Source organism: Bacillus pseudomycoides DSM 12442, assembly GCF_000161455.1.
Taxonomy (GTDB): domain Bacteria; phylum Bacillota; class Bacilli; order Bacillales; family Bacillaceae_G; genus Bacillus_A; species Bacillus_A pseudomycoides.
Genome location: NZ_CM000745.1, coordinates 472,802 through 499,738, shown reverse-complemented (window position 1 = coordinate 499,738; position 26,937 = coordinate 472,802). Strand labels below are relative to the sequence as shown.

The 26,937-nt window shown below is 34.5% G+C and carries 23 protein-coding genes; 10 read left to right on the top strand and 13 right to left on the bottom strand.

Going from position 1 to position 26,937, the window contains the following annotated elements; translation table 11 throughout:
- Nucleotides 1–103 precede the first annotated feature (103 nt).
- Nucleotides 104–1,480 (top strand): HAMP domain-containing sensor histidine kinase, encoded by a 1,377-nt coding sequence (locus tag BPMYX0001_RS02590; RefSeq protein ID WP_006093481.1) that lies wholly within the window; start codon nt 104–106, stop codon nt 1,478–1,480.
- Between the two features lie 191 nt (nt 1,481–1,671).
- A complete protein-coding gene (locus tag BPMYX0001_RS02585; RefSeq protein ID WP_006093480.1) occupies nt 1,672–2,184 on the top strand; it encodes a GNAT family N-acetyltransferase in 513 nt (170 codons plus the stop codon).
- Nucleotides 2,185–2,224: 40 nt separating this feature from the next.
- On the opposite strand, the gene pdxR is transcribed toward BPMYX0001_RS02585, so the two are convergent.
- Complete coding sequence (pdxR, locus tag BPMYX0001_RS02580) at nt 2,225–3,625, bottom strand: MocR-like pyridoxine biosynthesis transcription factor PdxR (RefSeq protein WP_006093479.1); 1,401 nt, start codon at nt 3,623–3,625, stop codon at nt 2,225–2,227.
- A 119-nt stretch (nt 3,626–3,744) separates the two neighbouring features.
- On the opposite strand from pdxR, the gene BPMYX0001_RS02575 reads away from it, so the two are divergent.
- Both BPMYX0001_RS02575 and BPMYX0001_RS02570 read left to right on the top strand, forming a co-directional pair.
- Nucleotides 3,745–4,671: a DMT family transporter gene (locus BPMYX0001_RS02575; RefSeq protein ID WP_033799603.1), complete on the top strand. Its 927-nt coding sequence runs from the start codon at nt 3,745–3,747 to the stop codon at nt 4,669–4,671.
- 119 nt (nt 4,672–4,790) lie between these two features.
- Entirely contained in the window at nt 4,791–5,330 is a 540-nt protein-coding gene (locus BPMYX0001_RS02570; RefSeq protein ID WP_033798607.1) for a DUF4871 domain-containing protein, read from the top strand.
- Nucleotides 5,331–5,654: 324 nt separating this feature from the next.
- On the opposite strand, the gene BPMYX0001_RS02565 is transcribed toward BPMYX0001_RS02570, so the two are convergent.
- The 12 genes from BPMYX0001_RS02565 to BPMYX0001_RS02510 form a co-directional block, all read right to left on the bottom strand.
- Complete coding sequence (locus BPMYX0001_RS02565) at nt 5,655–6,860, bottom strand: NAD(P)-dependent malic enzyme (protein WP_003194973.1); 1,206 nt, start codon at nt 6,858–6,860, stop codon at nt 5,655–5,657.
- Between the two features lie 68 nt (nt 6,861–6,928).
- Nucleotides 6,929–8,275, bottom strand: coding sequence for a 2-hydroxycarboxylate transporter family protein (locus BPMYX0001_RS02560; protein WP_003194975.1), 1,347 nt, complete (start codon nt 8,273–8,275; stop codon nt 6,929–6,931).
- A gap of 122 nt (nt 8,276–8,397) precedes the next feature.
- The gene (locus BPMYX0001_RS02555; protein WP_018765595.1) at nt 8,398–9,105 is read right to left on the bottom strand and encodes a response regulator; all 708 of its coding nucleotides are present in this window, start codon (nt 9,103–9,105) and stop codon (nt 8,398–8,400) included.
- Entirely contained in the window at nt 9,102–10,709 is a 1,608-nt protein-coding gene (locus BPMYX0001_RS02550) for a sensor histidine kinase (protein WP_003194978.1), read from the bottom strand. The genes BPMYX0001_RS02555 and BPMYX0001_RS02550 overlap by 4 nt, the downstream gene beginning before the upstream one ends.
- Before the next feature lie 384 nt (nt 10,710–11,093).
- Nucleotides 11,094–11,915 carry a C39 family peptidase gene (locus tag BPMYX0001_RS02545; protein ID WP_139358571.1) on the bottom strand — a complete coding sequence of 274 codons (822 nt, stop codon included), beginning with the start codon at nt 11,913–11,915 and terminating at the stop codon, nt 11,094–11,096.
- A 21-nt stretch (nt 11,916–11,936) separates the two neighbouring features.
- Nucleotides 11,937–12,722 carry a hypothetical protein gene (locus BPMYX0001_RS02540; RefSeq protein WP_050774429.1) on the bottom strand — a complete coding sequence of 262 codons (786 nt, stop codon included), beginning with the start codon at nt 12,720–12,722 and terminating at the stop codon, nt 11,937–11,939.
- Nucleotides 12,723–13,037: 315 nt separating this feature from the next.
- Nucleotides 13,038–14,300: a sensor histidine kinase gene (locus BPMYX0001_RS02535; RefSeq protein WP_078211675.1), complete on the bottom strand. Its 1,263-nt coding sequence runs from the start codon at nt 14,298–14,300 to the stop codon at nt 13,038–13,040.
- Complete coding sequence (locus BPMYX0001_RS02530) at nt 14,297–14,968, bottom strand: response regulator transcription factor (RefSeq protein WP_006093472.1); 672 nt, start codon at nt 14,966–14,968, stop codon at nt 14,297–14,299. Before BPMYX0001_RS02530 ends, BPMYX0001_RS02535 begins: the two co-directional genes overlap by 4 nt.
- Nucleotides 14,969–15,556: 588 nt before the next feature.
- Nucleotides 15,557–16,933 (bottom strand): ABC transporter substrate-binding protein, encoded by a 1,377-nt coding sequence (locus BPMYX0001_RS02525; protein ID WP_006093471.1) that lies wholly within the window; start codon nt 16,931–16,933, stop codon nt 15,557–15,559.
- Nucleotides 16,934–16,960: 27 nt separating this feature from the next.
- Entirely contained in the window at nt 16,961–17,782 is an 822-nt protein-coding gene (locus BPMYX0001_RS02520; protein ID WP_018781900.1) for a carbohydrate ABC transporter permease, read from the bottom strand.
- Complete coding sequence (locus BPMYX0001_RS02515; protein ID WP_006093469.1) at nt 17,779–18,711, bottom strand: carbohydrate ABC transporter permease; 933 nt, start codon at nt 18,709–18,711, stop codon at nt 17,779–17,781. Before BPMYX0001_RS02515 ends, BPMYX0001_RS02520 begins: the two co-directional genes overlap by 4 nt.
- Complete coding sequence (locus BPMYX0001_RS02510) at nt 18,711–19,808, bottom strand: ABC transporter ATP-binding protein (RefSeq protein ID WP_006093468.1); 1,098 nt, start codon at nt 19,806–19,808, stop codon at nt 18,711–18,713. The genes BPMYX0001_RS02515 and BPMYX0001_RS02510 overlap by 1 nt, the downstream gene beginning before the upstream one ends.
- A gap of 639 nt (nt 19,809–20,447) precedes the next feature.
- Between BPMYX0001_RS02510 and BPMYX0001_RS02505 the strand changes: the two genes are divergently transcribed.
- Genes BPMYX0001_RS02505 through BPMYX0001_RS02480 form a run of 6 tightly spaced genes read left to right on the top strand, consistent with a single transcriptional unit; the run spans nt 20,448 to nt 26,893 of the window.
- The gene (locus BPMYX0001_RS02505; RefSeq protein ID WP_006093467.1) at nt 20,448–21,437 is read left to right on the top strand and encodes a beta-ketoacyl-ACP synthase III; all 990 of its coding nucleotides are present in this window, start codon (nt 20,448–20,450) and stop codon (nt 21,435–21,437) included.
- Nucleotides 21,427–22,590: an ATP-grasp domain-containing protein gene (locus tag BPMYX0001_RS02500; protein WP_018781898.1), complete on the top strand. Its 1,164-nt coding sequence runs from the start codon at nt 21,427–21,429 to the stop codon at nt 22,588–22,590. Before BPMYX0001_RS02505 ends, BPMYX0001_RS02500 begins: the two co-directional genes overlap by 11 nt.
- Entirely contained in the window at nt 22,587–23,573 is a 987-nt protein-coding gene (locus BPMYX0001_RS02495) for an NAD-dependent epimerase/dehydratase family protein (protein WP_018765606.1), read from the top strand. The genes BPMYX0001_RS02500 and BPMYX0001_RS02495 overlap by 4 nt, the downstream gene beginning before the upstream one ends.
- Entirely contained in the window at nt 23,570–24,421 is an 852-nt protein-coding gene (locus BPMYX0001_RS02490; protein WP_018781896.1) for an MBL fold metallo-hydrolase, read from the top strand. Before BPMYX0001_RS02495 ends, BPMYX0001_RS02490 begins: the two co-directional genes overlap by 4 nt.
- Nucleotides 24,414–25,751, top strand: a complete 1,338-nt coding sequence (locus BPMYX0001_RS02485; protein WP_033798606.1) for a F390 synthetase-related protein — start codon at nt 24,414–24,416, stop codon at nt 25,749–25,751. Before BPMYX0001_RS02490 ends, BPMYX0001_RS02485 begins: the two co-directional genes overlap by 8 nt.
- A complete protein-coding gene (locus BPMYX0001_RS02480) occupies nt 25,748–26,893 on the top strand; it encodes a hypothetical protein (RefSeq protein ID WP_033798605.1) in 1,146 nt (381 codons plus the stop codon). The genes BPMYX0001_RS02485 and BPMYX0001_RS02480 overlap by 4 nt, the downstream gene beginning before the upstream one ends.
- The last annotated feature ends 44 nt before the right edge of the window (nt 26,894–26,937 follow it).

The following is a 26,937-nucleotide window of genomic DNA, read 5'->3' as shown; positions in this document are numbered from 1 at the left end:
CACCTCACACTTAGAATTAGTTAAACAACACGTGATAAAACTTTGGTCAGTGGTGAGATTTCTTCCGCTGGCCATTAATGTGAAATAAAGGTATGGTGAAAAAATGAACAAACTTTCGCTCAAAATTGGTACATATTTCTTAATATTAGCTTTATGTATTGAAACAATTGCCTTTGTATCTTGTCATACAAGTCTGGCGAACATGCGTATCGAGGAAGAAAAATCCGCCCTTTTAGAAAAAGGAAAGCGCTATAGTAACTTTATTTCAAGACGTTATGGGCCACGAACTTTTGAACATGCTGCAGCAATGGAATCACATTCTAATTCAGATACAAAGTTAGTCATAACAGACACTAATGGGCAAATCCTTTCCTCTTCTGATCCGGTAACACAGGAAATGAAAAAGCAACTTGCCTCCAAAATAAACTGTACTTCAATAGATGGAACTTTGGTTGAGAAAAATTGGAAAACATCGAAATTTATTTCAACAGCAACGCCAATTATCATTCATAGACAAATAGCTGGGTATGTACATATGTTTTTAGATACAGCCTTCTTAGAAAAAATGATTCTTCGTTTAACACGTCAATTTATTATTATTGGTATACTAACTCTTATTTTAACAACCATTTCTGTATTTATCTTTTCTCGTGTCATTACCGATCCTCTTATTAAAATGAAACGTGCAACAGAAAAAATGTTAAAGCTGAATAAACCAATTAAATTAGGAATTAAACGCAATGATGAACTCGGTAGTTTAGCAACAACAATTGAAGAATTATCCAGTGAATTAGCCTACATGAAAAAAGAAAGAAATGAATTTCTTGCAAGTGTAGCACACGAACTGCTCACACCACTCACATATATGAAAGGTTATGCGAAAGTTGCTAAAAGAGATTCTTTATCTAAAGAAGAACGTGAAGAATACCTACAAATTATCGAAGATGAAACCGATAGTGTAACAGGACTCGTTCAAGATTTATTCGATCTTGTTCAGCTAGAACAACATCAATTTATTATAAAAAAACAAAAAGTTCCACTCTTGCCTTTTCTAGAGCGCATGATTGAGAAAACAAAAACTACACTTGCTAAAAAACAAATGAAAATTAAGTTCTACTGTGTAGATAACCTCGATGTATGTATGGATGAACGCCGAATGGAACAAGTTATGCTAAATTTATTACACAACGCCTATCAGCATTCTTATGAACAATCAATTATTACTGTACACGCATCACAAAATGAGAATACTTTTTCTATAAGTGTGCAAGATGAAGGAGAAGGTATTCCACAGGAAGATATTCCACATATTTTTGATCGTTTTTATCGAGTTGATAAATCAAGAACTCGAGCTACAGGGGGGAAAGGAATCGGTCTAGCTGTTGCAAAAGAAATTGTTGAATTACACAGCGGCTCCATTCAAGTAAAAAGTAAGTTAAGAATTGGAACTGAATTTATTATTGAATTACCAATTGAATAATATGTACGTTAAATCACCAGTAGTGTCTTTACTTCAAAACTGCTGGTGATATTATATTAATAGCCAATATTTATTCGCAAATTATTAGTAAACACATTAAAATACTACTAGTACGAGCTGACCTTTTGAAATTATTCTTATTTCAATATAAAATGTAAATACAACTGTGAAAGGTTCGGAGGGTGATACGATTGGAAATCCATGTATTAACAAAACAAGAGGCAGAAATTTACTTAGAACTTCGTGTAGAAGGATTAAAACAAAATCCAGAGGCTTTTAGTTCTTCTTATGAAGATATTATTAATAAAGAATGCCCGATTGAGTATAAAGCACAGAAATTAGCACAAGATGAAAACTATACACTAGGTGCATTTAAAGACGGTAAATTAATCGGGGTTGCAACCTTGGAAACGAAACCATACGTAAAACAAGAACATAAAGCAAAGATCGGTTCAGTATATGTATCTCCAAAAGCGCGTGGGCTTGGAGCAGGAAAATCCCTCATTAAAGAGTGTATTGAACTTGCAAAAACATTAGAAGTAGAACAAGTTATGCTTGATGTTGTTGTCGGAAACGATGGTGCAAAAAAACTTTACGAATCATTAGGATTTAAAACATTTGGTGTACAAGAGCGCTCTTTAAAATATAACGGCCAGTACTGGGATGAAGAGCATATGGTTTTATTCTTAGATGAAGAAAACTAATAAAAAAGTCCTCAAGTATGAGGATTTTTTTATTACCATTTTACATTGCAAACCACGCATTATATAACAACTGAATTGCCTCTTCAATCTCTGCCTCTGATAAAATAGCAAATCCAAGTAAAACTGTATTTTTTGAAGTAGTCCCTTCTTTATAGTACATAGAAACTGGATATACTTTTATACTATTTTCAGCTGCTCTTTTTATTAATTCTTCTTCTTCTAACATTTCATTGTGAACCTTTAATAAGATATGTAAGCCAGAATCTTCTCCGATTACTTCCACCTTATTAGAAAAGTACCTTTCTATCGCTGAGACAAGAGCATCTCTCTTTTTCCGATAAACGACTCGCATCTTATGAATATGTTTTTCCCAATATCCTTCATTTAAAAACCTTCTAATGATTTCTTGATCGATTCTTGAAACACTTTGTGTATAAAATAAATATTGTGTTTGATACAACTCAATTAGCTGTTTAGGCAGCACCATGTAGCTCATACGTAATGATGGAAGCAATGCTTTTGAAAATGTTCCCATATAAATTACATTTCCCTCTGTATCAAGCCCTTGCAATGCTGGAATCGGCTTTCCAGAGTAACGAAACTCACTATCATAATCATCTTCGATAATATAACGTCCACGCTCCCCTTGTGCCCATTGTAATAGTTGCATCCTTCTTTTAATTGGCATAATCATTCCACACGGAAATTGATGAGATGGAGAAACGAACACAACATTTGCATTACTACCTTCTAAATCTGAAATACAAATCCCATCCTCATCAAGCGAGAGCATCTGAACATTTTCTTCTCCTTTCTCAAAGGTAACCAATTTCCGGTGATATCCTGGATTTTCAACTGCAAAATGACTTCCCTTTAGCAGCTGAAACAACATTCTTATTAAAAATTGTGTTCCGGCCCCTATTACAATTTGACTTGCTGAACATCTCACACCTCTTGATTCATATAAATATTTCGCCATCTCTTCACGCAAACTCGCTTCACCTTGGGGATGGCCAAGAAAGAGTAGATCCTTATTTTCTAGTTGCCATACCTCGTTTGAAATCTTCCGATAAACCGAGAATGGAAATGCATTTACATCTACACCTGTTTGTGTAAAATCATATTTATATTTCTGTTCCCTATGCAGTACTTCCTTAACAACTTCTCTTTTTTTCACTGTATGTATCATTTGTTCAATTTCACATACAAAATACCCCTTACGTGAAACTGATTCAATATATCCTTCTGCAAGAAGCTGTTCATATGCCGATTCCACTGTATTTTTACTTACCTCTAAATGCGCCGCTAACTTTCTTTTTGCTGGGAGCTTCGTCAAAGGAGGGATTTTTCCACTTCTTATTTCTGCTTTTATATACTCGTATAACTGTACATACAGTGGGATTTTTTCCTCCATATTCAAATTTGGTGTTAATTCTAACATGAAATCTGACCCCTTTATAAAATAAATTATTGATACTTTTTATAGTACCAGAAGTTATATATAATTCCTTCTATCATGTAAATTTTAAAAAATCAATCTTAGAAAGGAGCATCATGATGATGAACAATAACAGACGACTCGGCCTCATTATGATTATTACAGGAGCTACTTTATGGGGAGTATCAGGTCCGATGATTCAGTGGCTTTTTCAACATACTAAGGTATCATCTATCGATTTTTTAGTAATTCGCCTATTGCTTGCTGGGGTCTTTATTTTATGTTTCTTACTTACCAAAAAACAAAATATATTTCGTATTTGGCAACACCCACGCCATCTTTTACAACTTATCATTTTCTCTATTCTCGGGATGCTTGGCGCACAGTATGCTTTTATCGAAACAGTGCATATTAGCAACGCTGTTACCGCTACTCTATTTCAATTTTTAGGGCCAGTTCTCATTACTATTTATGTTGCAGTGCAACATAAAAAGCTTCCTTCCATTATGCAAGTATTGGCAATTGTCTCTGCCCTGACAGGAACATACTTTATCATTACAAATGGATCCGCCCAAAATATTGTCTTATCGAAAGAAGCGATTTTATTTGGGGTGTTAACAGCAATTGGTTTTGCCTTTTACACGCTGCACCCAGCTTCCCTTATTAAACAATGGGGGACGACTCTTATTATTGGCTGGGGTATGTTAATCGGGGGTCTTGCACTATTTATTTGTAATCGCTCCTTCGAATGGAAACAACTTTCACAAACCTTTACGTTGCAAACATTCTCTATGCTAATTCTAATCATTGTAAGTGGAACACTTTCTTTCCTTCTTTACATTGGTAGTCTAAAATATTTATCAGCAACAGAGACAAGTATTTTATCTAGTATTGAACCGCTTGTAGCAGCTATTGTTTCCATCACTTGGCTAAAAGAATCTTTCGGAGCATACCAATTACTAGGCGGTGTGTGTATCGTCATTGCTGTTATTTTCTTAACAATGCCAGCAAAAGATGCAGAGCCTACATTTACAACTGAACAAATATAGTACAAAATGTCAAAAGAGGTCATACTAAACTTATGACCTCTTTTTATGAATTAAAAGGAATTGTCCTGTCTTCTAGCAAATACAATTACACTAACTATGAAAAATAGGAGTGTGGCAAGATGAAAAAAATTGGAACCGTGCTACTTTTCTCCTGTATCATCACTGCCTGTACCTCACTAGGGCAAAATTCCAAGGAACCGATAAAAGAAATAACCGAAATCTCTAAACCTCAAACTAACGCACCCACCTTTTTTCACCTTAGTGTCTTAAAGGATGTTTACTGGCAAGAAAGCCCTTCCTTTGTAGAAGGAAAGATGCCGTTAAAAGGTATTGAAGGAAAGATTGCAATTGCAGATAGTACTTTCATTGCCAATGAGAAAAATAAACAGATGTGGTTCTTCCTCGATCCACAAATGCCATCTGGTAAACTATCTATTATTGCTCTAAAACAAGGATCTACAACACCCACTCCCGTACTCTTTCCAGATGAAGCTTCTGAACAGACTTGGACTACTCCTACTCCCATTCATTCAAATACAAAAGAACTACCCCTTCTTATGTCACTGTCTTCCCCCGGATTATGGGTATTAAATGTATATATTGATGAGAAATATTATGAGCAAATTGTTATTCATGTAGAAAAGAGTGACAAAGCTTAATTTCTTCCTTACAACAATGTAATTCTTATGTCATCTACTTCGATAGTTGTATCTCCCCCTCTCTCTTATACTAAAATAAGAAATGCAACAACAAACAAGGAGAGATGAGAGATGAAAAAAGTGATGGATGTTGTAGTGGCAGTGGTAGAGGTTTTCGTAAATGGAAAGCAAGTTGCAATGGAGTTGAATAAATAATGCAGAGCGAAATATTTATTACTAATCATATAAAACAATAAGCGGGAGTAGGATTTCTTTATTGTTTTGATCTCTTATCTCACTAAAAAAGCAGCGCCCTTCTAAGAAGATGGCACTGCTTTTTTATTATTATTTTAAATAACTTGGCATTTTTGTAATTTGCGCTACTCCTGATTCAATTGCTGCTTTTGCTACTGCAGCTGCAACACTTGGGACAACTCTTTTATCTAGCGGATTCGGAATTACATAGTTTTCATTACGTTCTTCATCAGTAATGATGTTAGCGATCCCATATGCTGCAGCTAATTTCATTTCCTCTGTAACATCTGTTGCACGTACATCTAATGCCCCACGGAATATACCAGGAAATGCCAACACGTTATTTACTTGGTTTGGATAATCAGAACGCCCTGTTCCAACTACAACAGCACCAGCCTTTAGTGCATCCTCTGGGTATATTTCTGGGATTGGATTCGCCATTGCAAACACAATTGGTTTTTCACTCATTGTCTGTACAAGTTCTGTTGTTAACACATTAGGAGCAGATACACCGATAAAAATGTCAGCTTCATGAATCGCTTCTTTTAATGTTCCACGTATATATTCGCGATTTGTTTTCTTTGCAATCTCTATTTGTGCCGGATTCATCCATGATTCACCCTCACAAACAATTCCTTCTAAACTTACTAATGTAATATGCTGCGCTCCAGCTTGTAACAGTAATTTAGCAATTGCTATCCCTGCCGAACCAGCACCATTAATGACAATTTTCACTGCATCCATCTGTTTGTTTACAACTTTTAACGCATTAATAACCGCAGCTAAAACAACAATTGCTGTTCCATGTTGGTCATCATGAAACACCGGAATATTTGTTTCTTCTTTTAAGCGCTTTTCAATTTCAAAACAGCGCGGCGCTGCAATATCTTCTAAATTAATACCTGCAAATGTAGGTTCTAAGTTTTTAACAATGGTTACGATTTCATCTACATCAGTCGTTCCAAGACAAAGCGGAAATGCATCTACATTCGCAAACTTTTTAAATAAAATACTTTTTCCTTCCATAACAGGCATAGCTGCTTTCGGGCCAATATCACCTAATCCAAGTACTGCTGTTCCATCCGAAACAACTGCAACCATATTACCGCGCGCTGTATAGTCATAAGCTGTTTCTTCATCTGCAGCGATCGCTTTACAAGACTCAGCCACTCCTGGTGTATATGTCAAACTTAAATCATCTGCTGAATTTACTTCTACTTTACTTGTAATTTCAATTTTCCCTACCAATTCTTTATGAAGTAATAATGAACGTTCATTAATTTGACTTTCTAACATATAAATAAGCTCCTCCTAATTTGACAAGCTAGCTACGTTTTTACATAGCTAGCTTGTATGATAATAATTTACGAAAACATTTTTAATAAAATTGTTGCTGTTACGACCATTGCAGCACCGCCCAAACGCGTGGAAATTTGCGCAAATGGCATTAATTCCATACGATTTGAAGCTGATAAAATCGCAACGTCTCCAGTTCCGCCTAATCCGCTATGGCATCCTGTTACAATCGCAGATTCAACTGGGTACATTTTCATGACTTTCCCAACAAGGAAACCAGTCGTTATCATTGTTAATACTACTGATGCACACACCACAACATATCCAACTGAAAGAACAGCTGCTACATCTTTTAATGGGATATATAACAATCCTAAACCAACCATTAATGGCCACGTTAAGCTTGTCGAAATAAATTTATATAAGTGATATGCACCTTGCTCCATTTTTGCTGGCATTAATTTAAAGTATTTTACAAGTGCTGCTGAAAAGATCATAATGATTGCCCCTGGAATACCAATAAATTTAGAAGCAAATCCACCGAAAATAAAGAACGTACATGCAATTAATAAACCTGCTCCCATTAATGAGAAGTCAATTGGTTTTTCTGTATTTTGTTCTTTTAATAATTCATCTTGATCACCTGTTTTTACCAATGCACCATTACCGCTAAGCTCTGGTTTTTTCTCACCTAAGCGCTTCATATATCCAGCGCTTACAATCGCAAACATATTTCCGATAACCGCTGCTGGCACAAGCTGAGATACAAATGTTGCTGATGATTGATTTAAAATGTCACTGTAAGCTAAGGAAAGTGGTAAAATACCTTCTCCGATACCACCGCTCACAATTGGTACAATGATAAAGAAGAACGTTCGCTTCATTTCAAATCCAAATAATGATCCAACTAATAATCCAACTGCAATAGAAGCAATTGTTCCTACAACTAACGGAATAAACATGCGAACAAACCCTTGTACTAACACTTTACGGTTCATTCCTAAAACACTTCCGACTACTAAACAAGAAATATATAAATATAAAAAGTTCGACTTTTTCATTAGCATCGTCGCTGCTTCCATTGAAGCTGGATTCATCCAATTAAAAAACACTAGTAAAGATGGAATAAATAATGAAAGAATTGCTGGTCCACCAATATTTTTTAAAATCGGAATCCTCATCCCAATATCACCTAAGAAAATCCCCATGATCATAATGACTGCAAATCCACCAATCATATCAGCAGGTAATTTGTTATATACAGATGCTCCATAAATAATAGCTGCTAATACGATATATAACGGTAAAGGTATAACACCAATTTTAATATTCATAATTTTCGAAACAAAAGACTTTTGTTCCACCTCTGTTGTTTCCACGGGTGATACCGCTTCCACTTTTTTTTGAATCCCCATGTAGGCACCTCCTTATATTCTTATCTACAATATTAAAACGCTTTCAATAGTAAAAATAGTTTTTGTAAGTTTTGTAATTAGTTTTGTAATTAAAAAAAGTATAAGCGGCTTATATAAGCCGCTTATACATACAAACGTATTTTGTTTTCATCGATGCATCGTAATTTACTTACTGGTCTCCCCACATGTTGATAAACCATTTCATTTTCTAAAACTCCAATTTCAGTTAAGAACATTACATACTTTCGAATAGACACTCTTGAAATTCCAACTAATTGAGCCATTTCATCTGTTGTAAATGCTTGTCCATGAAGTGATTCTATTTGCTTCCAAATTAACTGTAATGTTTGTCTTGTTAGCCCTTTTGGCAGCTCTTTATTCACATAAGTTTCTACTTTTTCTTTTTGTAAAATCAACGTATCTAATTCAGACTGGCTAATTTTTTGCTGTTCTTTCATAAAGATAAATTTTTCTCGATATGCGGTTAATGCTTCCTTAAACCTTTCAAATGTAAATGGTTTAATTAAATAATCAACAACCCCATATTGAAGTGCTTTTTTAATACTTCCCATATCATGCACAGCTGAAATCATGATAACATCAATTTCTTTTTCTTGATTCCGAATATGCAGTAGCAATTCAAATCCTGTATCAACAGGCATAAAAATATCAAGCAATATGAAATCTATAGACGATTCCTTTAATATCTCTACTGCTTCTTTCACAGAATTAGCTATATGAACAAGTTCAAACCCTCCTACTTGCTCTAAATAATGCTTATTTAACATCGCTACCATTGGATCATCTTCTACAATCAAAACTTTGATCATATCCCTATCTCATCCCTACTTTTGTATGGTATTTCAATGGTTATAGTCGTTCCCTTCCCTAACAAAGACTCTACCTGTATATCCCCATTTATTCGCTTTAAACTATCCTTTACAAGATACAAACCATATCCTCGATTTTCTCCTTTTGAGGAATACCCTTTGACAAATAATTTGTCAATTTCTTCTTGCCGGATTCCAACTCCTGTATCTTTAACTGTGATAATCATCTTATCATGATATTGAATAGAAATATCTACTCGCTTATATTGACAATTTATCACCGCATCTAATGCATTATCAATTAAATTTCCTACAATTGTAATGAGTTCATGAATAATACTTTCATCATATGGCTCTGGTAAGTAAGAATTTTCGCTTACAATGAGTTGTATACTCTTTTCCCTTGCGTAACTAAGTTTACCAAGCATAAATCCTGCAAATACAGGATTTTTTATTTTTCGCATCACACCACCAATTTCATATTGATGCTCCGAGACCATGTTACTAATATAGGTCTCTAATTGTTCATAATGCTTCATATGTGTAAGCCCTAATACAACATGCATCTTATTCATAAACTCATGAGATTGTGCCCTGAGCGCTTCTGCATAAAGTTGAATATCCGTTAATTGTTCTGCTAATTGCCTAATCTCTGTTTTATCACGAAATGTTGCAATAGCACCAACAATTTCTCCTTTAACATATAAAGGAACTCTATTTGTAACAATGGTAATTCCATAAAGATTTTGTTCCTCATACAATTGTGCTTTCCCAGTTTGTAACACTTCTTTTATACATGAGTTGGGCATATACTTCTCAACATCTTTACCAATAAAATCTTCTTCGAGACCACTTTTCTTAAATAACCGTTTCGCTTCGTTATTAATTAAAGTAACTCTCGCATCTTTATCGACAGCAATAATTCCTTCTTTAACAGATTGTAACATCGTATTCCGTTCTTCTAAAATTTTTGCGATTTCGCTAGGTTCAAGATCAAATAAAATTTTCTTAATATGTCTAGCTAATAAAATAGCACCTATAATTCCAACTAAGATTCCAACACCGACACCGATATAAATAATGTATCTACTCTCTTTTATCCTCTCATGCACATTATCAGCTGAAATTCCGACAGCAACAACCCCCATTTGTTCTCTCGTTTCAGAAAAAACAGGTACAAACACTCGCATAGAGATTCCCAATGTTCCTTCTGCCATTGATACATGTTCTTTTCCTTTTAAGGCTATCCCTTCATCTCCCCCTACAAAGTGATGGCCGATTTTTTGAGGATCTGGGTGAGATTTGCGAATGCCATTCATATCCATGACCACGATAAATTGAACATCTGTATTTTTTAACAACCGATTTGTATACGTTTGAATTTCAGATATATCTTTTCTTCCTGCCAAAGCATCAATTACAAGTGGTGAATTTGCTACAATACGCGCGATTGTTTTTGCTTTTTCAGCTTGACTTTCTTCCGTCGTACGTTCGACATTATGACTAATTAATATATCTGTTACAAGTAAAGAAAGTAAAATAACAGTACATACCAGCAACGTAATCGTTTTCCATAAACTTAATAATTTTTTTCTTTTTCTCATCCCTTTATTGTCTCCCTTATTTCTTCTTTACTACACGCGAAATCTATCTTACTTATTCTTTTTTATGAATACAACGTTTTTTAATACAACTGAACTTTAATCATGCCTCAGCAAACGGGATTTTACGAGGATTTTATCTCCCACCTATTTTCTTTGTTTTTACTGAATCTTGAGATGAGAATATTACCGTTCGCAAATGGTAAAATAATAAATGGTAGCGATTTTTGCAAACGAGAAATATTCATCATTGTTTTTCTCTCCTATCTCCCGATGTATAACTAAACAAAAACAAGAGAAATTCAGTATAAAAAATTATGCTGAATTCCTCTTGTTTTTGTTAAATATAATCATCACTTTCTCTTCTTAACTCCATTTCTGTCCCATTCACTTTGAATTTTGCACATAACTAATAGCTTGACTCCCCATCTGTACCCATGCCTGTTCAAAGCTTTCGCGTGGAACACTTACACTTGCAGTATCACTAAGCGGATCATGAATATAAACTAACTCCTTATCATAACCAATAAGAAGAATACAATGTTCATTGTACGTAATAGAGACATTACCTGCATCTGTTTCCCATGTATCAAATTCATTTTCATCCAAAGGAGCATATGTTGCATTTGTAATCATAACAACTGGCTTGCCCTCTTTTACAGTTTTATAAATTTCATTTATATTTTCACCTGTTAAATCAACAACTTGATTTGGTAAGTATTTATTTGCTAACTGAAAAAGCGGTTCATGATACACACCATATCCTGATTCAGAAAAAGTATAAATATTCCCTACAAACCCTTCATGTGGATTACCGCGTACACCATCATTTGAAAAGGCAACTTTCTGTATTTCATCTGCCAGCGTCATCTTACCTACTGAAACACCTGCGTACTGTAACATCATGGCTAAGCTAGTTACTTCGCAGCCTCTATCTAACTCTGGTAACTGCTGGATAAAAGGTACATTTTGCAATAATACTTTTTCTTCATCTGCATTCCCCAGCGTCTTTTTCTTTTTTGCTTGCGCAACTGGAGTGACAAGCTGATTCTTACCGCTTTCCTTTTGAACAAATTTGTTTGAGACGATTCTCTTTACATTTTCTACACGTTTAGTAACAGGCATTATGCCGCTCCGTTTCATATATACACTACAGATAAATATCCCTAATACAATCAAACATATATACACCTTCCACTTTCGCTTCATTCTTCTATCTTCACGTCCTTTTTAATTCGTTAAATACGAATAAAATGCATCCGCATCTGTTTGAACCATAGGTAAAAAGACAAGTTCTTTTCCCTTTTCAGGTTGTTCCTTTTTTATTTTCTCTGTTAACTGTTGAATATTTGTATTTGTACTATCTATGCCAAGCTCGTCTGCAATTTGTATTGCTTTCTGCTCATTTATTTCTCTTAGCACTTGGTAAATATCTTTACCATATAAATCAATATGAAGTTCTTTTGCTTCGGCCTGAATTTTCCCCTCGTATACTTCTTGTGCCAAATCTTCTATACCTTTTCCTTTTTGAGAAATCCCTAGCTGTTTCGCTTCTTCCTTTACTTTCGTTCCATAAATCTCGGTTGCAATCTCTTCTATTTCTTTTCCTTTGGTTGAAACCCCAAGTTTATCTGCTTCATCATTGATCTTGATTGTATTAATTTGATTTATTAAATCCACAATAGATGTATTATCTATTATTATTCCTAAATTCGCTGCTTCTTTTTTTACTTTGGTTTCATAGATTTCTTCTGAAAGAGCCCCCACATCTTTTCCCTCAGTAGGAATCCCTAGCTGTTTTGCTTCCTGATCAACTTCAGTTTCATGAATTTCTTTTTCTACTGTGATTTGTTCTTTACCATCCGTTTCAATTCCTAGTTTTTTTGCTTTTTCCTCTGTATGTGCCACATGTATTTTCCCATCATTTAGTTGTTCTTTACTGCGCTGAACAAAGTCCGTTTTTCCTTTTGACATCATAGAAGAGGATGCGCCTCCCATTACGCTTAAACTCAACATTCCAATAACAAATAATGACACTATCTTTTTCTTTTCCAAATTTCATCTCCCCTTTACATTTCTTACACTGTGATTTTCTTCTGATGCTTCCTCTTCCATTTTCCCCACATTATCGTAAAAGATATGCTCAATTCGGTTCCTATTAAAATTACCCATGAACATAACTATCTAGCTATCCTCAAAAAGAATACAAAGTGATTACTTTTTCTCTCTTTTGTCCTTCTCATTCTGTGTAAACTCTATTATTAAAAATATTTCTTAACTTTCCCTTAACAAAAAGACGACCTTGTAAAAACAAGATCGTCTCCAATTTCTTTATATTCTTTGATTTTTAGGTAAAATCACTTCAAAACAAGTACCTTCATTCATTTTACTCTCTACTTTTATTTTCCCATGATGCTTTTCTACAATCCAGCTGGCAATTGAAAGACCTAAACCAGCACCTTCTGCCTTCGTTCTTGCCTTATCTCCTTGATAAAAACGGTCAAATAACTTTGGAATCTCTTCTTCTTTTATTCCAATTCCATTGTCTTTTACCTGAATCGTAATTGAACTATTGGTTTGCATGCATGCTACTTGAATCGTTCCGCCCACATCAGTATATTTCATCGCATTGTCTAATAAAATTACCACCATTTGATGAATTCGTTCTCTATCACCAATAAAAGATACTTTAGATTCGATTTCCAATGTCATCTTTTTCTCTTGATACGCAGCAATTTCTGTATAAGGATCTACTACTTCCGTTAATAATTCATCTAATGCAAATTCCTTTTTATACATTTCAATTTGATTCGAATCCGAACGAGCTAATAATAATAAATTAGCAACAAGCTTCGATAACCTTCTACACTCCTTTGAAATTGTAGAAATATCAATTGCCTTTTCCTCTATCGTGGCGGAAGGAGACTGAAATAGTACATCCGTTTTAGATTGAATGACCGCTAGTGGTGTTCTTAATTCATGAGATGCATCAGAAACAAACTGTTGTTGCTTTTCCCAAGAATTACGAATTGGTACAAGAGCTTTTCCAGCTAAGAAAAATCCCATCCCAATTGCACATAAACTTCCTATACTGCATCCAACTATAAGAATTAGCAGTAACGTATGCAACATATCCCTTTCTGCTGTTGTATCGCGTACAAATTGAACTGTCATTTGTCCAAATTCAGTATTATGCTGAAAAGCCAACGCTCGAAAACTCTTCCCTTTGATTTCAATATCCTGAAAACCCTCTAATTGTTCTGGGAAAAACGCTAAAGCATTTTCTTCAAAAACAGGATCAACAAATTTAGGATTCTTATCTATTAGGGCTACTTTTTTTCCATGCCATAACAGTACAGTAATCCTCGGATCTCCAATACGAATATCCTTAACGGATCCTTTTGGATTAGACTTAGAATGTTTCTTCTCTTTTGCTTTAAACATTTCTAGCGAATTATCTACTCCACTATAAATACGATTATATGTATAGCCATAGATAATACTCCCTAGAACTCCAATTAATATAATAAACACTAATGAATTTAACACGGTAAGTTGAATGCGGGTTCTTTGAAACATACTCTTATTTTTCATTGTTCTTTTAACATATATCCAATCCCACGAACGGTTTGAATATCTTTTTGATAACCAAATGGCTCCAACTTTTTTCGTAAATGATGAACATACACTTCAACAATGGCTACCGTTGTATCTGAATCGAATCCCCAAACGCGATCAAAGATTTGTTCACGCATTAAAATCTTTCCACTATTTTGAATGAGGTACTCTAAAAGTTCATATTGCTTTAATGTTAATTTAATTGCTTCTCCACCCACTTGAATATCCTTGTCCTTTCCGAACAACTCGATTCCACGGTAGTTAATGGTTTGCTTTGTTGTTAAATTACCACTTCTTCGTAATAAAGCTCGAATTCTCGCTTTCAGCTCGGGAGCTTGAAATGGCTTTATTAAATAATCATCCCCTCCAAAATCTAATCCTTTCACACGGTCTTCCAAAGAATCTTTAGCAGTCAAAAACAAGACAGGTGTTTCAATTTTGTCATTCCGTATTCTTTGAATTACTTCAAAACCATCTATCACCGGTAACATCACATCAAGAAGTATTACATCATAAATATTTTGTAACGCCAAAAATAAACCATCTTCTCCATTCATTGCTGTATCAACTTCAAACTCATCACATAAAATTTGTGTAATTGATTCCAATAAAGGTGCATTATCTTCTACAACTAATAAGCGCATACCACTTTCTCACCTTTCATCAAATATAAAGTGAAACTTTAATCGGTGGTGATTTTCTTCATCCATCACTGATTATTAGTAGCCCGCGAATAGCGGGATAAATAATTACTGTTACCATTTTTCATAATAACAAAAGAGAGCAGCACAACATACTTATCCTTACTTCCAAACGATTTCCAGGCTTGTATCCGAACACTTCACCTTGCCTTGCTTCCTCTAAACCCTACGTACTTATAATAATTATATATCATTGTCTATGTAGACCTGTCATAACATGAATCATTTTCTCGCTCATTTACCATCCGTTTATATATGTACTTTATTATGAAAGCTATTCCTTAACTTTCCCTTAACAAAAGAAGTTTCAAAAAGGAGAATTTGTACCATTACAACACTGTAATCCTCATGTCACCTAATTCGATAGTTACAAGACATGCTACCCGCTATACTTAAAGTAAGAAATGAGACAACAAGCAAAGGAAAGATAAGATAAGATAAGATAAGATAAGATAAGATAAGATAAGATAAGATAAGATAAGATAAGATAAGATAAGAAAGCCGTATCTTTTTTACAGATACGGCTTTCTTTTATTTTTGATTTGTACGATTCGAAATACTAATTGCCCGATCTGTTGTTTTTGCTGCTTCATCTAATGCTTCTTTACTATTTTTCCCATCATACATTGCTTCTAGCGCTTTTACAACTGCATCGCGGGATTCAGGAAATACACTAATAAGTGCACCTTGTGTTGCAACAGATGGTTTTGTTGCTTGTAACTGTTCTACCGTTACTTTTAACTGTGGATATTTTTCATATTGTTGTTTTACTAAAGGCTCATTATATGCATCTGGGTTAATAGAGAAATAACCTGTTTCCGTATGCCATTTTGCTTGTACATCTGCTTTTGTTAAGTATTTCATAAAGTCCCAAGCACCTTTTTGTGTTTCTTCTGCGACCATATTCGTCATCCATAGTGATGCACCGCCAATAACAACTCCGTTTTGTTTCACATCTTCTGGATATGGGATATATGCTACTCCTACATTAAATTTAGACGAATCAATCACATTACGAACACCTGCTGAAGAATCTAAATACATCGCAACTTGTCCAGATTGGAATGCGGCACGAACATCATCCCAACTCGCCCCATACTTTCCTAATGTACCAGCTTTATTCAGTTCATCTAATAAGCCAAATACTTTTTGTCCTTCTTTTCCGTTAAATACAGCTTTTTCCGCTGCACCTTTACGCCCATTTTCTTTATCAACATATAACCCACCTTGTGTTGCCAAAAGCTCTTCAAAGAACCATCCGTAATTTAACATTGAAAAACCGTACTGTTTTACGCTTTCGCCTTCTTTAACAGTTAATTTTTTTGCTGCTTCTTTTAATTCAGCGTATGTTTTCGGTGCTTTTTCCGGATCGAGCCCCGCTTTTGTAAAGGCATCTTTATTATAAATTAATACTGGTGTAGATGAATTAAATGGCATGGAATACATTTTCCCATCAACTGAATAGTAATTCGTAATCGCTTTTTCTAATTTCGATGTATCATATTTATCCTTTTTAATCCAGCTATCAATCGGTGTAATCTTTTTACTATCAATCATATATTTCGTTGTAATTTCGCTAGATTGAACGAGAGCTGGTGATTCTTTTGAAGCTGTTATATTTTTAAACTTCGTTAAAGATTCTTCATAGGAACCTTGAAATTCAGCTTTCACCTCATATTTATTTTGTGACTTATTATAATCTGCAACAATTCCATCTAACACACCTTGCGTTTTTCCACCCATTGCATGCCAAAAGCGAATAACTGTTTTATCTCCATTCTTTTCTGCGGGAGCTACTTTTTCCTTTGCTTCAGATTTCCCCTCTGTTTTACTACTTGAACAAGCTGCAGCTGATAAAGCCATCGTTGCTGCCATTATAATAACAGCACCTTTTTTCCAAAATCTCATCTCAATCCCACCTTTTCATATGTATGTTTATTTAATTGCCCCTTTTGTTAAACCTTGTTGCAACTGCTTCTGACCTAAAAATAATAAAATTAAAGTCGGAATCACAATAACTGTAACTCCTGCCATCACACTGCCCCAATCTGTTGCAACTTCCTGAGATTGAAGTTGTTTCACCCCAATTTGTACGGTTCTAATTTTCTCATCATTCGTAACTAGAAGAGGCCATAAATACATATTCCATGTTGTTAAAAAGCTATATACACCTAGTGTTATAAAACTTGTTTTACAATAAGGAATGACAACACGGAATAAAAACTTCACATGGCCAATCCCCTCGATAAAGGCAGCTTCTTTTAACTCATTTGGAAGCGTCATAAAATGCTGACGTAATAAAAAGATTCCAAAAGCAGTTGCAAAGAACGGAACCGTCATTCCAGTAAATGTGTTAATCCATCCAAATTGTTGTACCGTTAAAAAGTTCGGTACCATCGTTGCTTCCCATGGGATAAGCATCGTTGAAATAAACAGAAAGAAAATAAAATTTCGTCCTTTAAAATTTAAAAATACAAATGCATAAGCAGCTAAACTTGATACAACAAGCTGCCCAATCATCACTGCTGTTGAAACTATAAAACTATTGTATAAATAAGAAAACAGCGGTACTTTCTGAAAAATATGCACAAAATTATCGAATGTAAATTGTGTCGGGAACACCCTTCTCATTTGAATGTCTTCTGGCGTCATGAACCCTAGCAAAAATGCGTATAGAACTGGAAAAAAGACCATCACTGCGCTTATGGTAAGCAGTATGTATAAAAGAATATGTTGTTTCCACTTATTCGTAATCATTTATAATGCACCTTTCTCTCTGCAAACTTAAATTGAAGTAATGTGGCAAGAAAAATGAAAATAAATAATACCATTGCCTGTGCACTCGCTGTACCAAATTGATGATTCGCAAAAGCTTCTTTATAAATAGAGTACACAATTAAGTTTGTTGCATCGTTCGGTCCACCGTGCGTTAAAATATCAATCTGTCCAAAGCTTTGAAATGCACTAATTAAAGTAACTGTTATAATAAAAAATAATGTAGGAGATAGCATCGGTAATGTAACGCGCCGAAGTTTATGTAAATAGCTAGCACCATCAATAGATGCACTCTCGTATAGAGTCGTATCAATATTTTGCAAACCACCTAATATAACTAAAAATGCAAACCCCGTATTTCCCCAAACTGTTGTAACTGATACAGAAAATAATGCCCAATCTGGACTTGTTAGCCATGCAATTGCAGGAAGATTCATCGAACCAAGTATATTATTGAATAAACCGACACTCGGATGGAATAAAAATAACCAGATTACTGCGCTAGCTGCTACTGAAATTCCCATTGTTGAAGAGAATAAAACTCGAAACAAGCCTATTCCTTTTATTTTTTCGTTTGCAATTAAGGCAAGAAACAGTGCAAACAAAATACTAGTTGGAACTGTATATAATACAAAGAGTAAAGTAGATTTTATGCTTTTATAAAAAGTTGGATCAGACAATAAATATTGATAGTTTTCCAGTCCTACGAAAAGATTTGCCTCACCATGAACATCTGTTAAATAAAAACTATAATAGATAGTACGAAATAATGGATAAAACAAAAAAATTGTAAATAATATGATGGAAGGTGCTAAAAATAACAAGCCTGTGCGCAAATCTTTCGTACGGCCCCAGAATGCCTTTTTTCTTGAAACTTCTGTTTGAACAGGTGAATTTTCTACCTCAATCATTATTTCGCCACCGCCTTCAACTCTTCTTCGGCAACGAATCGAATCCTTTCATTTGTATCGTTATGAAAGAAACATAGTTTCTGTACTGGAAATTGCAATGTAACTTTATCACCTTTTTTCAAAATAAGTTGTCCGATTACTTTTGCACTCCATGTTTTTTCATTTACTATAAAATTTAAAATTGTTTCATTTCCTAATACTTCTACAGATTGCAGTGTAACTTCTTGGCCATCTTCAGCTAATACGATGTGTTCTGGACGAATTCCTAAGCGCACCTTTTGTTCTGAAAACTGTTGTAAATGCCCCGAAGACAACGGGATTTGTAATCCATCAACATGTAATCCCCCCATACCTTTACCTACGATTCCATTACCAATATTCATGGATGGTGAACCGATAAAGCCTGCAACAAATTCATTTGCAGGATAGTTATATATATCGAGCGGTGTGCCTACCTGTTGTATACTCCCTTTGTTTAACACCATAATGCGATCCCCCATTGTCATTGCCTCAATTTGATCATGGGTCACATAAATCATCGTAATACCTAGTCGCTGCTGGATCTCTCTAATTTCAATGCGCATTTGTGCACGCAACTTTGCATCCAAGTTAGAAAGGGGTTCATCCATTAAACAAATTGGCGCTTGACTTACAATTGCTCGCGCCAGTGCAACACGTTGTCTTTGTCCACCTGATAATTGACCTGGTTTCGACTTTGTATATTCCGTAAGCCCTACCATTTCTACTGCTTCTATCAATCGTTTTTGTCGTTCCTCTTTTGGAATTTTCCGTATTTTCAATCCAAATAAAATATTTTCTTCTACCGTCAAATGTGGATATAAAGCATAATTTTGAAATACCATTGATAGATTTCGATTTTTCGGTTCTAAATCATTTGCAACATTTTCATTAATAAGTAACGCCCCAGAAGTAATTTCTTCTAAACCTGCAATCATTCGCAATAATGTACTTTTCCCACACCCAGAAGGACCAACTAGAACAAAAAATTCACCTTTTTGAATCTGCACCGACACATTTTCAACTGCTATTTCCTTTGAATTCTTATAAACTTTTGACACATCTCTTAATTCAATCATCAGTTTGCACTCCTTTTTTGTTCTTGTAACCATACTTCACAACGGCTTATTGAAATCTGCTTTACCTGTAATCTCCGCCTCTTCTTACGTTTGAATGAAGCTTCCTGCAATAATAGGAAAAAACACCTTCTCTACTAGTTACTTTATAAAGGAAAGGTTCCTGAAATATTGATTTCCCTCAGCTTTTTACGTATTTCTAATATGCATGTAGGCAAATTTAAAACACCAATCTACATAGAACAACCTTCTTCTCGCTTAACCCCTATAAACTAGAGTAAATGTAAGAAATATAAATAGATTGTTATATGTAAGCGGGTGTTCTCAAATGTTCTCTACCCTAGTTACGTTGTTACCTTTACTATATTACTTATTTATTAAGTTAGTTTTGATGATTTGTTAACAAGATGTTAATCACATGTTAATATTTTTTTGTTTTTTTTTACAATTTTCACCACATTAATTATTTATTTCTCACTATAAAGTTAGTTATTTCTTTTCTTACAGCGACACAAATTAAATAGAAATAATTTATAAAAATACTAAATTTCCTAAAAATACTTTTTTCCATATTTTTTCTATAATAGTATATAATATGATAGAATTTTATAAATTTATGAAAAGATTAAGAGGCGATATGGGATGAAAAGGTATATTAAAATAAAAGGTATTGGTGTATATGTTCCAAAACGAAAAGTAGATTCTTTTGAAATAGATCGTATGTTAGGAGTCTCTGAAGGCTGGACTTTAAAAAAGGCTGGAGTGAAAACGAGATACTTTGTCGATGAGGAAACTTCTTCTTATATGGGAGCTGAAGCTGCAAAAAAAGCTGTAGCAGATGCGAATTTAACATGGAAAGATATCGATTGTATCATCTGCGGAAGCGGAACAATCCAGCAGGCAATTCCTTCTACTGCATCACTTATTCAAGAACAACTTGGGCTACAGCATTCTGGTATTCCATGTTTTGATATTAACTCAACATGCTTAAGTTTCGTAACAGCACTTGATACAATTTCTTACGCAATTGAATGCGGGAGATACAAAAATGTGGTTATCATTTCTTCTGAAATTTCTTCTGTAGGATTAAATTGGGGACAAAATGAAAGCAGCATTTTATTCGGCGATGGCGCAGCGGCCGTTGTTGTAACCCAAAGTGATCACACTTCTTCCATTATAGCTTCTCATATGGAAACGTATAGCTCTGGCGCACATCTATCGGAAATTCGCGGCGGGGGAACGATGATTCATCCTAGAGAATATAGCGAAGAACGAAAAGAGGATTTCTTATTCGATATGAATGGCAGAGCTATTTTCAAGTTGTCCTCTAAATATATGTTAGATTTTATCGAAAAACTACTTATGCATACAGGTTATTCGTTAAATGATATCAATTTAATTGTTCCACACCAAGCAAGTGGACCAGCTATGAAACTAATTCGTAAAAAGCTAGGCGTCGATGAGGATCGCTTTATGACTATTTTTGAAGACTATGGGAATATGATTTCTGCATCCATTCCGTTCGCTCTTTTCGAAGCAATTAAACAAAAGAAAGTGCAACGTGGAGATAAAATATTATTACTAGGTACTTCTGCTGGGCTTTCTATCGGAGGCATTCTCCTTGAGTACTAAGAAAACAGTATTAATTACTGGCGCACGCGCACCAGCAGCATTGCATTTATGCAGGCTGCTTAAGAAAAACGGACATACCGTCATTATTGCAGATAGTATTCCTTATCCATTAAGCAAAGTTTCAACGAGCACTGATTATTTTTATGAAATTCCTTCTCCAAAATGGAAAACAGATGAATGTATCTCTGCACTACAATTAATTATTCAAAGTCATGATGTAGATTTACTTATTCCTACTTGTGAAGAAATATTTTATATATCCAGACATAAAGAGAAATTAAGCCGATTTTGTCATATATTTGTAGACGAATTTCAGAAACTTGCATTACTTCATAATAAGTGGGAATTTATTCAGTTAGTAACGAAATTAGGTTGGCAAGTTCCTGCAACATATAGAACAAATAACGAACAGATCATACAGGAAATGATTCAGCAAACATCACCCGCCACTCCTTTTGTGTTAAAACCTATTTTCTCTCGTTTTTCTGACAAAGTAACGTTTATTACAAAAGAAGATATTGAAAAAGGCATCACGATGGACAAGCAAAATTATATCATTCAAGAGTTTATAAAAGGAACGCAGCATTGCTCCTACAGTATTGTACAATCTGGGAAGGTATTAGCTCACTCTGTTTACAAAACGGAATTCACGGCGGGTTTAGGTGCTACTATTGCTTTCGAGCATATTAACCATCCAAAAATTGACCAATTTGTTGAACATATCGTAAAGGAGCTAAATTTCTCTGGGCAAATCGCCTTTGATTTTATCATTACAGAAGATGGAGACGCTATTCCGATTGAATGTAATCCACGTACCACAAGTGGATTACATTTATTCGACGAAGAAGTAGTATCCGCTTTTTTTGCTAAAAAGGTGAACAATATGCGCATTCCTAAGCACAACTCCCAATGTGCAATTCGATTAGCAATACTTTTATACGGAACTCCTTACTTAAAAAGCAAACAAACACGTAAACGATGGTGGAAAGTCCTATGTTCCTATCCAGATATTATTTATAGTCGCTCTGATAAAAAAACATTTTTTTATCAGTTTTATAGCATGTATAAATTATGGAATGAAAGCTATAAACATGGACGGACTATTTTGGAGCAAACAACATATGACATATCATGGGACGGTGAAAATTTATGAAAACGCTAGTAACTGGAGGAACTGGTTTTCTGGGACAAAAACTTGCTTTTCGATTAGCGAGTATGGGTTATGAAGTAACAGCAACCGGGAGAAATAAGACAATCGGAAAATTATTAGAGCGAAATGGAATTGAGTTTGTCTATTGCCCTCTTGAAGACAGGCATAGTGTTCTACAAGTCTGTAAAGATAAAGACTATATCTTTCATAGCGGTGCCCTTTCTTCTCCTTGGGGCAAATATAAAGATTTTTACAATGCGAATGTATTAGGAACAAAGCATATTATCGAAGGAAGTCAAAAATCTGGTATAAAACGCCTCATCCATGTATCAACACCGAGTATTTATTTCTATTATGATGAACGACAAGATGTAGTAGAAAATGCGAAACTTCCTGATACATTTGTAAACCATTATGCGAAAACAAAGTACTTAGCTGAGCAATCTATTGATCAAGCATTCAATCATGGTTTACCTGTTATCACGATACGCCCACGTGCTTTATTTGGTCCAGGAGATAACGCCATTCTCCCGCGCCTTATTAAAGTATGTGAAAAAGGCGCTCTACCAAGAATCGGTACAGAAGATGTACTCGTCGATATTACCTATATCGATAATGTTGTAGATGCCTTACTTCTTTGTATGCATTCACCTAAACATACATTAGGTCAAAAATATAATATAACAAATGGTGAACGTGTAAATTTATATGAAGTAATTGAGAATGTGATGAAACGCCTTGGTAAAGAGGTTCAATATAAAAAGATTTCCTACAAAGCCGCTTTTACAATTGCCGCTATACTAGAAGGTATTTCAAAAACCATTTTACTTGGAAAAGAACCTATTCTCACAAAATATACAGTTAGTGTACTTTCAAAAAGTCAGACTTTAAGCATTGATAAAGCTCAAAAAGAACTAGGCTATGCTCCGAATATCAGCATAGAAGAAGGAATCACAAAATTTGTAGAATGGTGGAAAACACAATGAAAATCAAATCCTTAAAGCTATACGATACAGGATATTGTACACACCCTGAAAAAGTTGCATATTCCAAGGGGAGTTGGAGGCAAATTCGATTTCCAGCTACAGTGGGGTTACTTCAACATCCAAGCTTAGGTTATATCTTGTTTGATACCGGATATGCTCAGCACTTTAAAGAAGCAACAAGAAAATTTCCTTACTCTGTATACGCTAAACTTACCCCTGTTCATTTTACAGAGGAGCAATCTATTAAACAGCAACTACTTCTTGATGGCATCCAGCCAGAAGAAATTAAATATATTATTCTTTCTCACTTTCACGGTGACCATACAGCAGGGCTACCTGACTTTCCGAAAGCAAAAATACTAACCTTCGCGAAAGCTTATGAAGATATAAAAAAGAGAAGTAAATTTGGTGCTCTATTAAAAGGCTGCTTAAAAGACACATTACCAATTGATTTAGAACAACGGCTGACATTCATTGATCAAATCCCATCATCAAGCTTACCTCCTACATATGGAAAATTTGAAGAGGCTTATGACGTGTTTGGTGATGGTTCATTGCTCGCTGTTGATTTAACGGGACATGCAATTGGACAATTTGGTGTATTCGTCCATTTACATAGTAATAAAATTGTTTTTCTTTGTGCAGATGCAGTGTGGCTAAGTAAAACGTATGAAAACCTTGTATTTCCAAGTAAGATCGCTAATCTTTTAACTGGGGATGCAAAATCTTATCGTCTCAACATTGAAAAATTACATCATTTATCGCAAATATCACCTGAAATTGAAATTCTTCCAACTCATTGCGAACGCACATGGAATCAAATTAAAGCAGGGGTGTACTATGAATAAATTACGAATTCTCCAGCAATATTTGAAAACAAAATATCGCTTACGATTTTCAACTCGCGAACAATTGGAACAATTTCATAAACAACAAATAAAAAAACAACTTTTGTTCACTGTAGAGATGTCCCCTTTCTATCGCCAGTTATATACACCTTTTTCAAAAGAAATCGAAAAAGGGAACTTGGCTGCACTCCCTATCATTAATAAAGAGGTAATGATGGGAAATTTTGATACATTAAATACAGTTTCTATTTCAAAGAAAGAAGCCTTTCATGTAGCATTTGAGGCTGAAAAGACCCGGAATTTTTCTCCGACTATTCGTAATATAACTGTTGGGCTATCATCAGGCACTAGTGGAAATCGCGGAGTTTTTCTCGTTTCTGAGGAAGAACAAACGATGTGGGCTGGTTCTATTATCGGTAAAGTACTCCCTTCTAGCATTCTACATAAACACACTATCGCTTTTTTCCTACGAGCGAACAGCAATTTATATGAAGCGACAAAAAATAAGCGAATCTCATTTCATTTTTTTGATTTACTAGATTCGTTTCAGCAACATATCGCTCGACTAAATGAAGTAAATCCATCTATTTTAATTGCACCTCCTTCTATGTTGCGAAAAATCGCTCATTGGCAACAAGAAGGACTTATTATGATTTGTCCAAAAAAAATTATCTCTGTAGCAGAAGTACTTGAAGATATTGATAGAGAGTTTATCAGTACAATTTTTCAACAAACAGTACACCAAATTTACCAATGTACAGAAGGCTTTCTTGCTACAACATGTAAACATGGTACATTACATATCAATGAAGACCTCGTTCATATTGAAAAAGAATACCTAGATCAGGAAAGAGGGATATTCGTTCCTATTATTACTGATTTCATGAGGAAAACACAGCCTATAATCCGCTACCGTCTCAATGACATATTAATTGAGAAAAAAACAACATGCGCCTGCGGCTCTCCCTTCTTAGCATTAGAACGAATTGATGGTCGATGTGATGATATATTTATTGGGATAAGTGAATTGGATAAGAGTGAGATATCTATTTTTCCTGATTTCATTCGAAGAGCAATTATGCTTGCATCTAATGAAATTCAAGAATTTAAAGTGATTCAGCATAGCACAGACAAAATTGAGATTAAACTTAAAGTACCACCTGAACATTTCAAATCATGTAAATCTATCGTAATACAGGAGCTACATACACTATGGGCCACTAAAAAATGTGTTGCACCACACTTTTTCTTTTCACATTATGATATTCAGTTATATGATAAAAAACTAAAAAGAATAGAAAACCTTATAAAGCATGGTGAGAATATATGATTAAGCTACATGATATTCATTCTCTATACAGCATCGACTGGACCACAAAACGAGATGGAGCATATGTAAGAGACAGCTTCCTACCACTCTTACAAAATGGCATTACAGCATTTATTGAAAATGTTAATACTCAACTTTTTCTATTAGAAATTGACGATCTTGTATTACCAGTTACTGTTAATCATGAGGAGTTTGAAAATTCATATGTATGTTCTCCTTATACACATTACATATCCTATGCGCTAGAAGAGTTATGGGAATTAAAAAAACCGTGGTTAGAGAAGTTACTAACCTATCCGATTCATCTTATCGGAAGCTGGCTACGACGAACGAATATTAATAAAGTAATTATAGTAAATAATTGGATGCTATCAACAAACCTTTACCATTCTATCAATAAACAACAAATCGAACAGATTACGAATTTACTTGTTGAGAAATTTACAGAGCATACAATTTTATTCCGTTCTTTAAATAGCGAATTATACCCTACAATTACACAAGCATTGTCTACTGTAGGTTACAATAAAATTATGTCTCGTTCTGTATATTTATTTAATCCAAAAGACTATAAAAAAATGAACCGAAAAGCACGAAAAGACTTATTAAATGATAAAAGTTTATTAAAGAAAAGTAATTATGAAATAATTACGAATGAGGAGTTAACAAAAGAGGATATTTTACAGATTTCCGAGTTATACAATCAACTATATATCGAGAAATATTCCGATCATAATCCAATGTTTACACCAGCCTATTTATGTAATGCACTTCAGCATCATTTATTTGAGATAAAAGTTATAAAAAAAGAGGGGATAATTGATGGTGTCATTGCTTACTTTATTAGAGATGGAGTTATGACAACTCCTATACTTGGATATGATACAAACTCTGATCAGCAACAAGGCTTATATCGCATTCTTTCCCTCCTTATTACAATGGATTCTATCGAAAAAAATTTAATTTGTCATTGTAGCGCTGGGGCTGGAGAGTTCAAACGAAATCGTGGTGCAAAACAGCAGATTGAATACAGCTATATATATAATGACCATTTGCCACATAAACAACAAAAAGTCTGGAGAATCTTAAGTTGGATATTAAATACATGTATAGAACCGATGGCAAAAAAACATCGCTTTTAAATAAAAAAGAGATAAGATTCCCTCTTATCTCTTTTTCTATACCT

What these genes read in the sequence shown, in the direction of transcription:
- BPMYX0001_RS02570 (WP_033798607.1), top strand. Translation starts at nt 4,791, where the DNA reads ATGAAAAAAATTGGAACCGTGCTACTTTTCTCCTGTATCATCACTGCC.
- BPMYX0001_RS02525 (WP_006093471.1), bottom strand. Translation starts at nt 16,933, where the DNA reads ATGAGATTTTGGAAAAAAGGTGCTGTTATTATAATGGCAGCAACGATG.
- BPMYX0001_RS02560 (WP_003194975.1), bottom strand. Translation starts at nt 8,275, where the DNA reads ATGGGGATTCAAAAAAAAGTGGAAGCGGTATCACCCGTGGAAACAACA.
- BPMYX0001_RS02495 (WP_018765606.1), top strand. Translation starts at nt 22,587, where the DNA reads ATGAAAACGCTAGTAACTGGAGGAACTGGTTTTCTGGGACAAAAACTT.
- BPMYX0001_RS02550 (WP_003194978.1), bottom strand. Translation starts at nt 10,709, where the DNA reads ATGAGAAAAAGAAAAAAATTATTAAGTTTATGGAAAACGATTACGTTG.
- BPMYX0001_RS02535 (WP_078211675.1), bottom strand. Translation starts at nt 14,300, where the DNA reads ATGAAAAATAAGAGTATGTTTCAAAGAACCCGCATTCAACTTACCGTG.
- pdxR (WP_006093479.1), bottom strand. Translation starts at nt 3,625, where the DNA reads ATGTTAGAATTAACACCAAATTTGAATATGGAGGAAAAAATCCCACTG.
- BPMYX0001_RS02575 (WP_033799603.1), top strand. Translation starts at nt 3,745, where the DNA reads ATGAACAATAACAGACGACTCGGCCTCATTATGATTATTACAGGAGCT.
- BPMYX0001_RS02505 (WP_006093467.1), top strand. Translation starts at nt 20,448, where the DNA reads ATGAAAAGGTATATTAAAATAAAAGGTATTGGTGTATATGTTCCAAAA.
- BPMYX0001_RS02540 (WP_050774429.1), bottom strand. Translation starts at nt 12,722, where the DNA reads ATGTTGAGTTTAAGCGTAATGGGAGGCGCATCCTCTTCTATGATGTCA.
- BPMYX0001_RS02490 (WP_018781896.1), top strand. Translation starts at nt 23,570, where the DNA reads ATGAAAATCAAATCCTTAAAGCTATACGATACAGGATATTGTACACAC.
- BPMYX0001_RS02515 (WP_006093469.1), bottom strand. Translation starts at nt 18,711, where the DNA reads ATGATTGAGGTAGAAAATTCACCTGTTCAAACAGAAGTTTCAAGAAAA.
- BPMYX0001_RS02485 (WP_033798606.1), top strand. Translation starts at nt 24,414, where the DNA reads ATGAATAAATTACGAATTCTCCAGCAATATTTGAAAACAAAATATCGC.
- BPMYX0001_RS02590 (WP_006093481.1), top strand. Translation starts at nt 104, where the DNA reads ATGAACAAACTTTCGCTCAAAATTGGTACATATTTCTTAATATTAGCT.
- BPMYX0001_RS02510 (WP_006093468.1), bottom strand. Translation starts at nt 19,808, where the DNA reads ATGATTGAATTAAGAGATGTGTCAAAAGTTTATAAGAATTCAAAGGAA.
- BPMYX0001_RS02530 (WP_006093472.1), bottom strand. Translation starts at nt 14,968, where the DNA reads ATGCGCTTATTAGTTGTAGAAGATAATGCACCTTTATTGGAATCAATT.
- BPMYX0001_RS02565 (WP_003194973.1), bottom strand. Translation starts at nt 6,860, where the DNA reads ATGTTAGAAAGTCAAATTAATGAACGTTCATTATTACTTCATAAAGAA.
- BPMYX0001_RS02555 (WP_018765595.1), bottom strand. Translation starts at nt 9,105, where the DNA reads ATGATCAAAGTTTTGATTGTAGAAGATGATCCAATGGTAGCGATGTTA.
- BPMYX0001_RS02520 (WP_018781900.1), bottom strand. Translation starts at nt 17,782, where the DNA reads ATGATTACGAATAAGTGGAAACAACATATTCTTTTATACATACTGCTT.
- BPMYX0001_RS02480 (WP_033798605.1), top strand. Translation starts at nt 25,748, where the DNA reads ATGATTAAGCTACATGATATTCATTCTCTATACAGCATCGACTGGACC.
- BPMYX0001_RS02545 (WP_139358571.1), bottom strand. Translation starts at nt 11,915, where the DNA reads ATGAAGCGAAAGTGGAAGGTGTATATATGTTTGATTGTATTAGGGATA.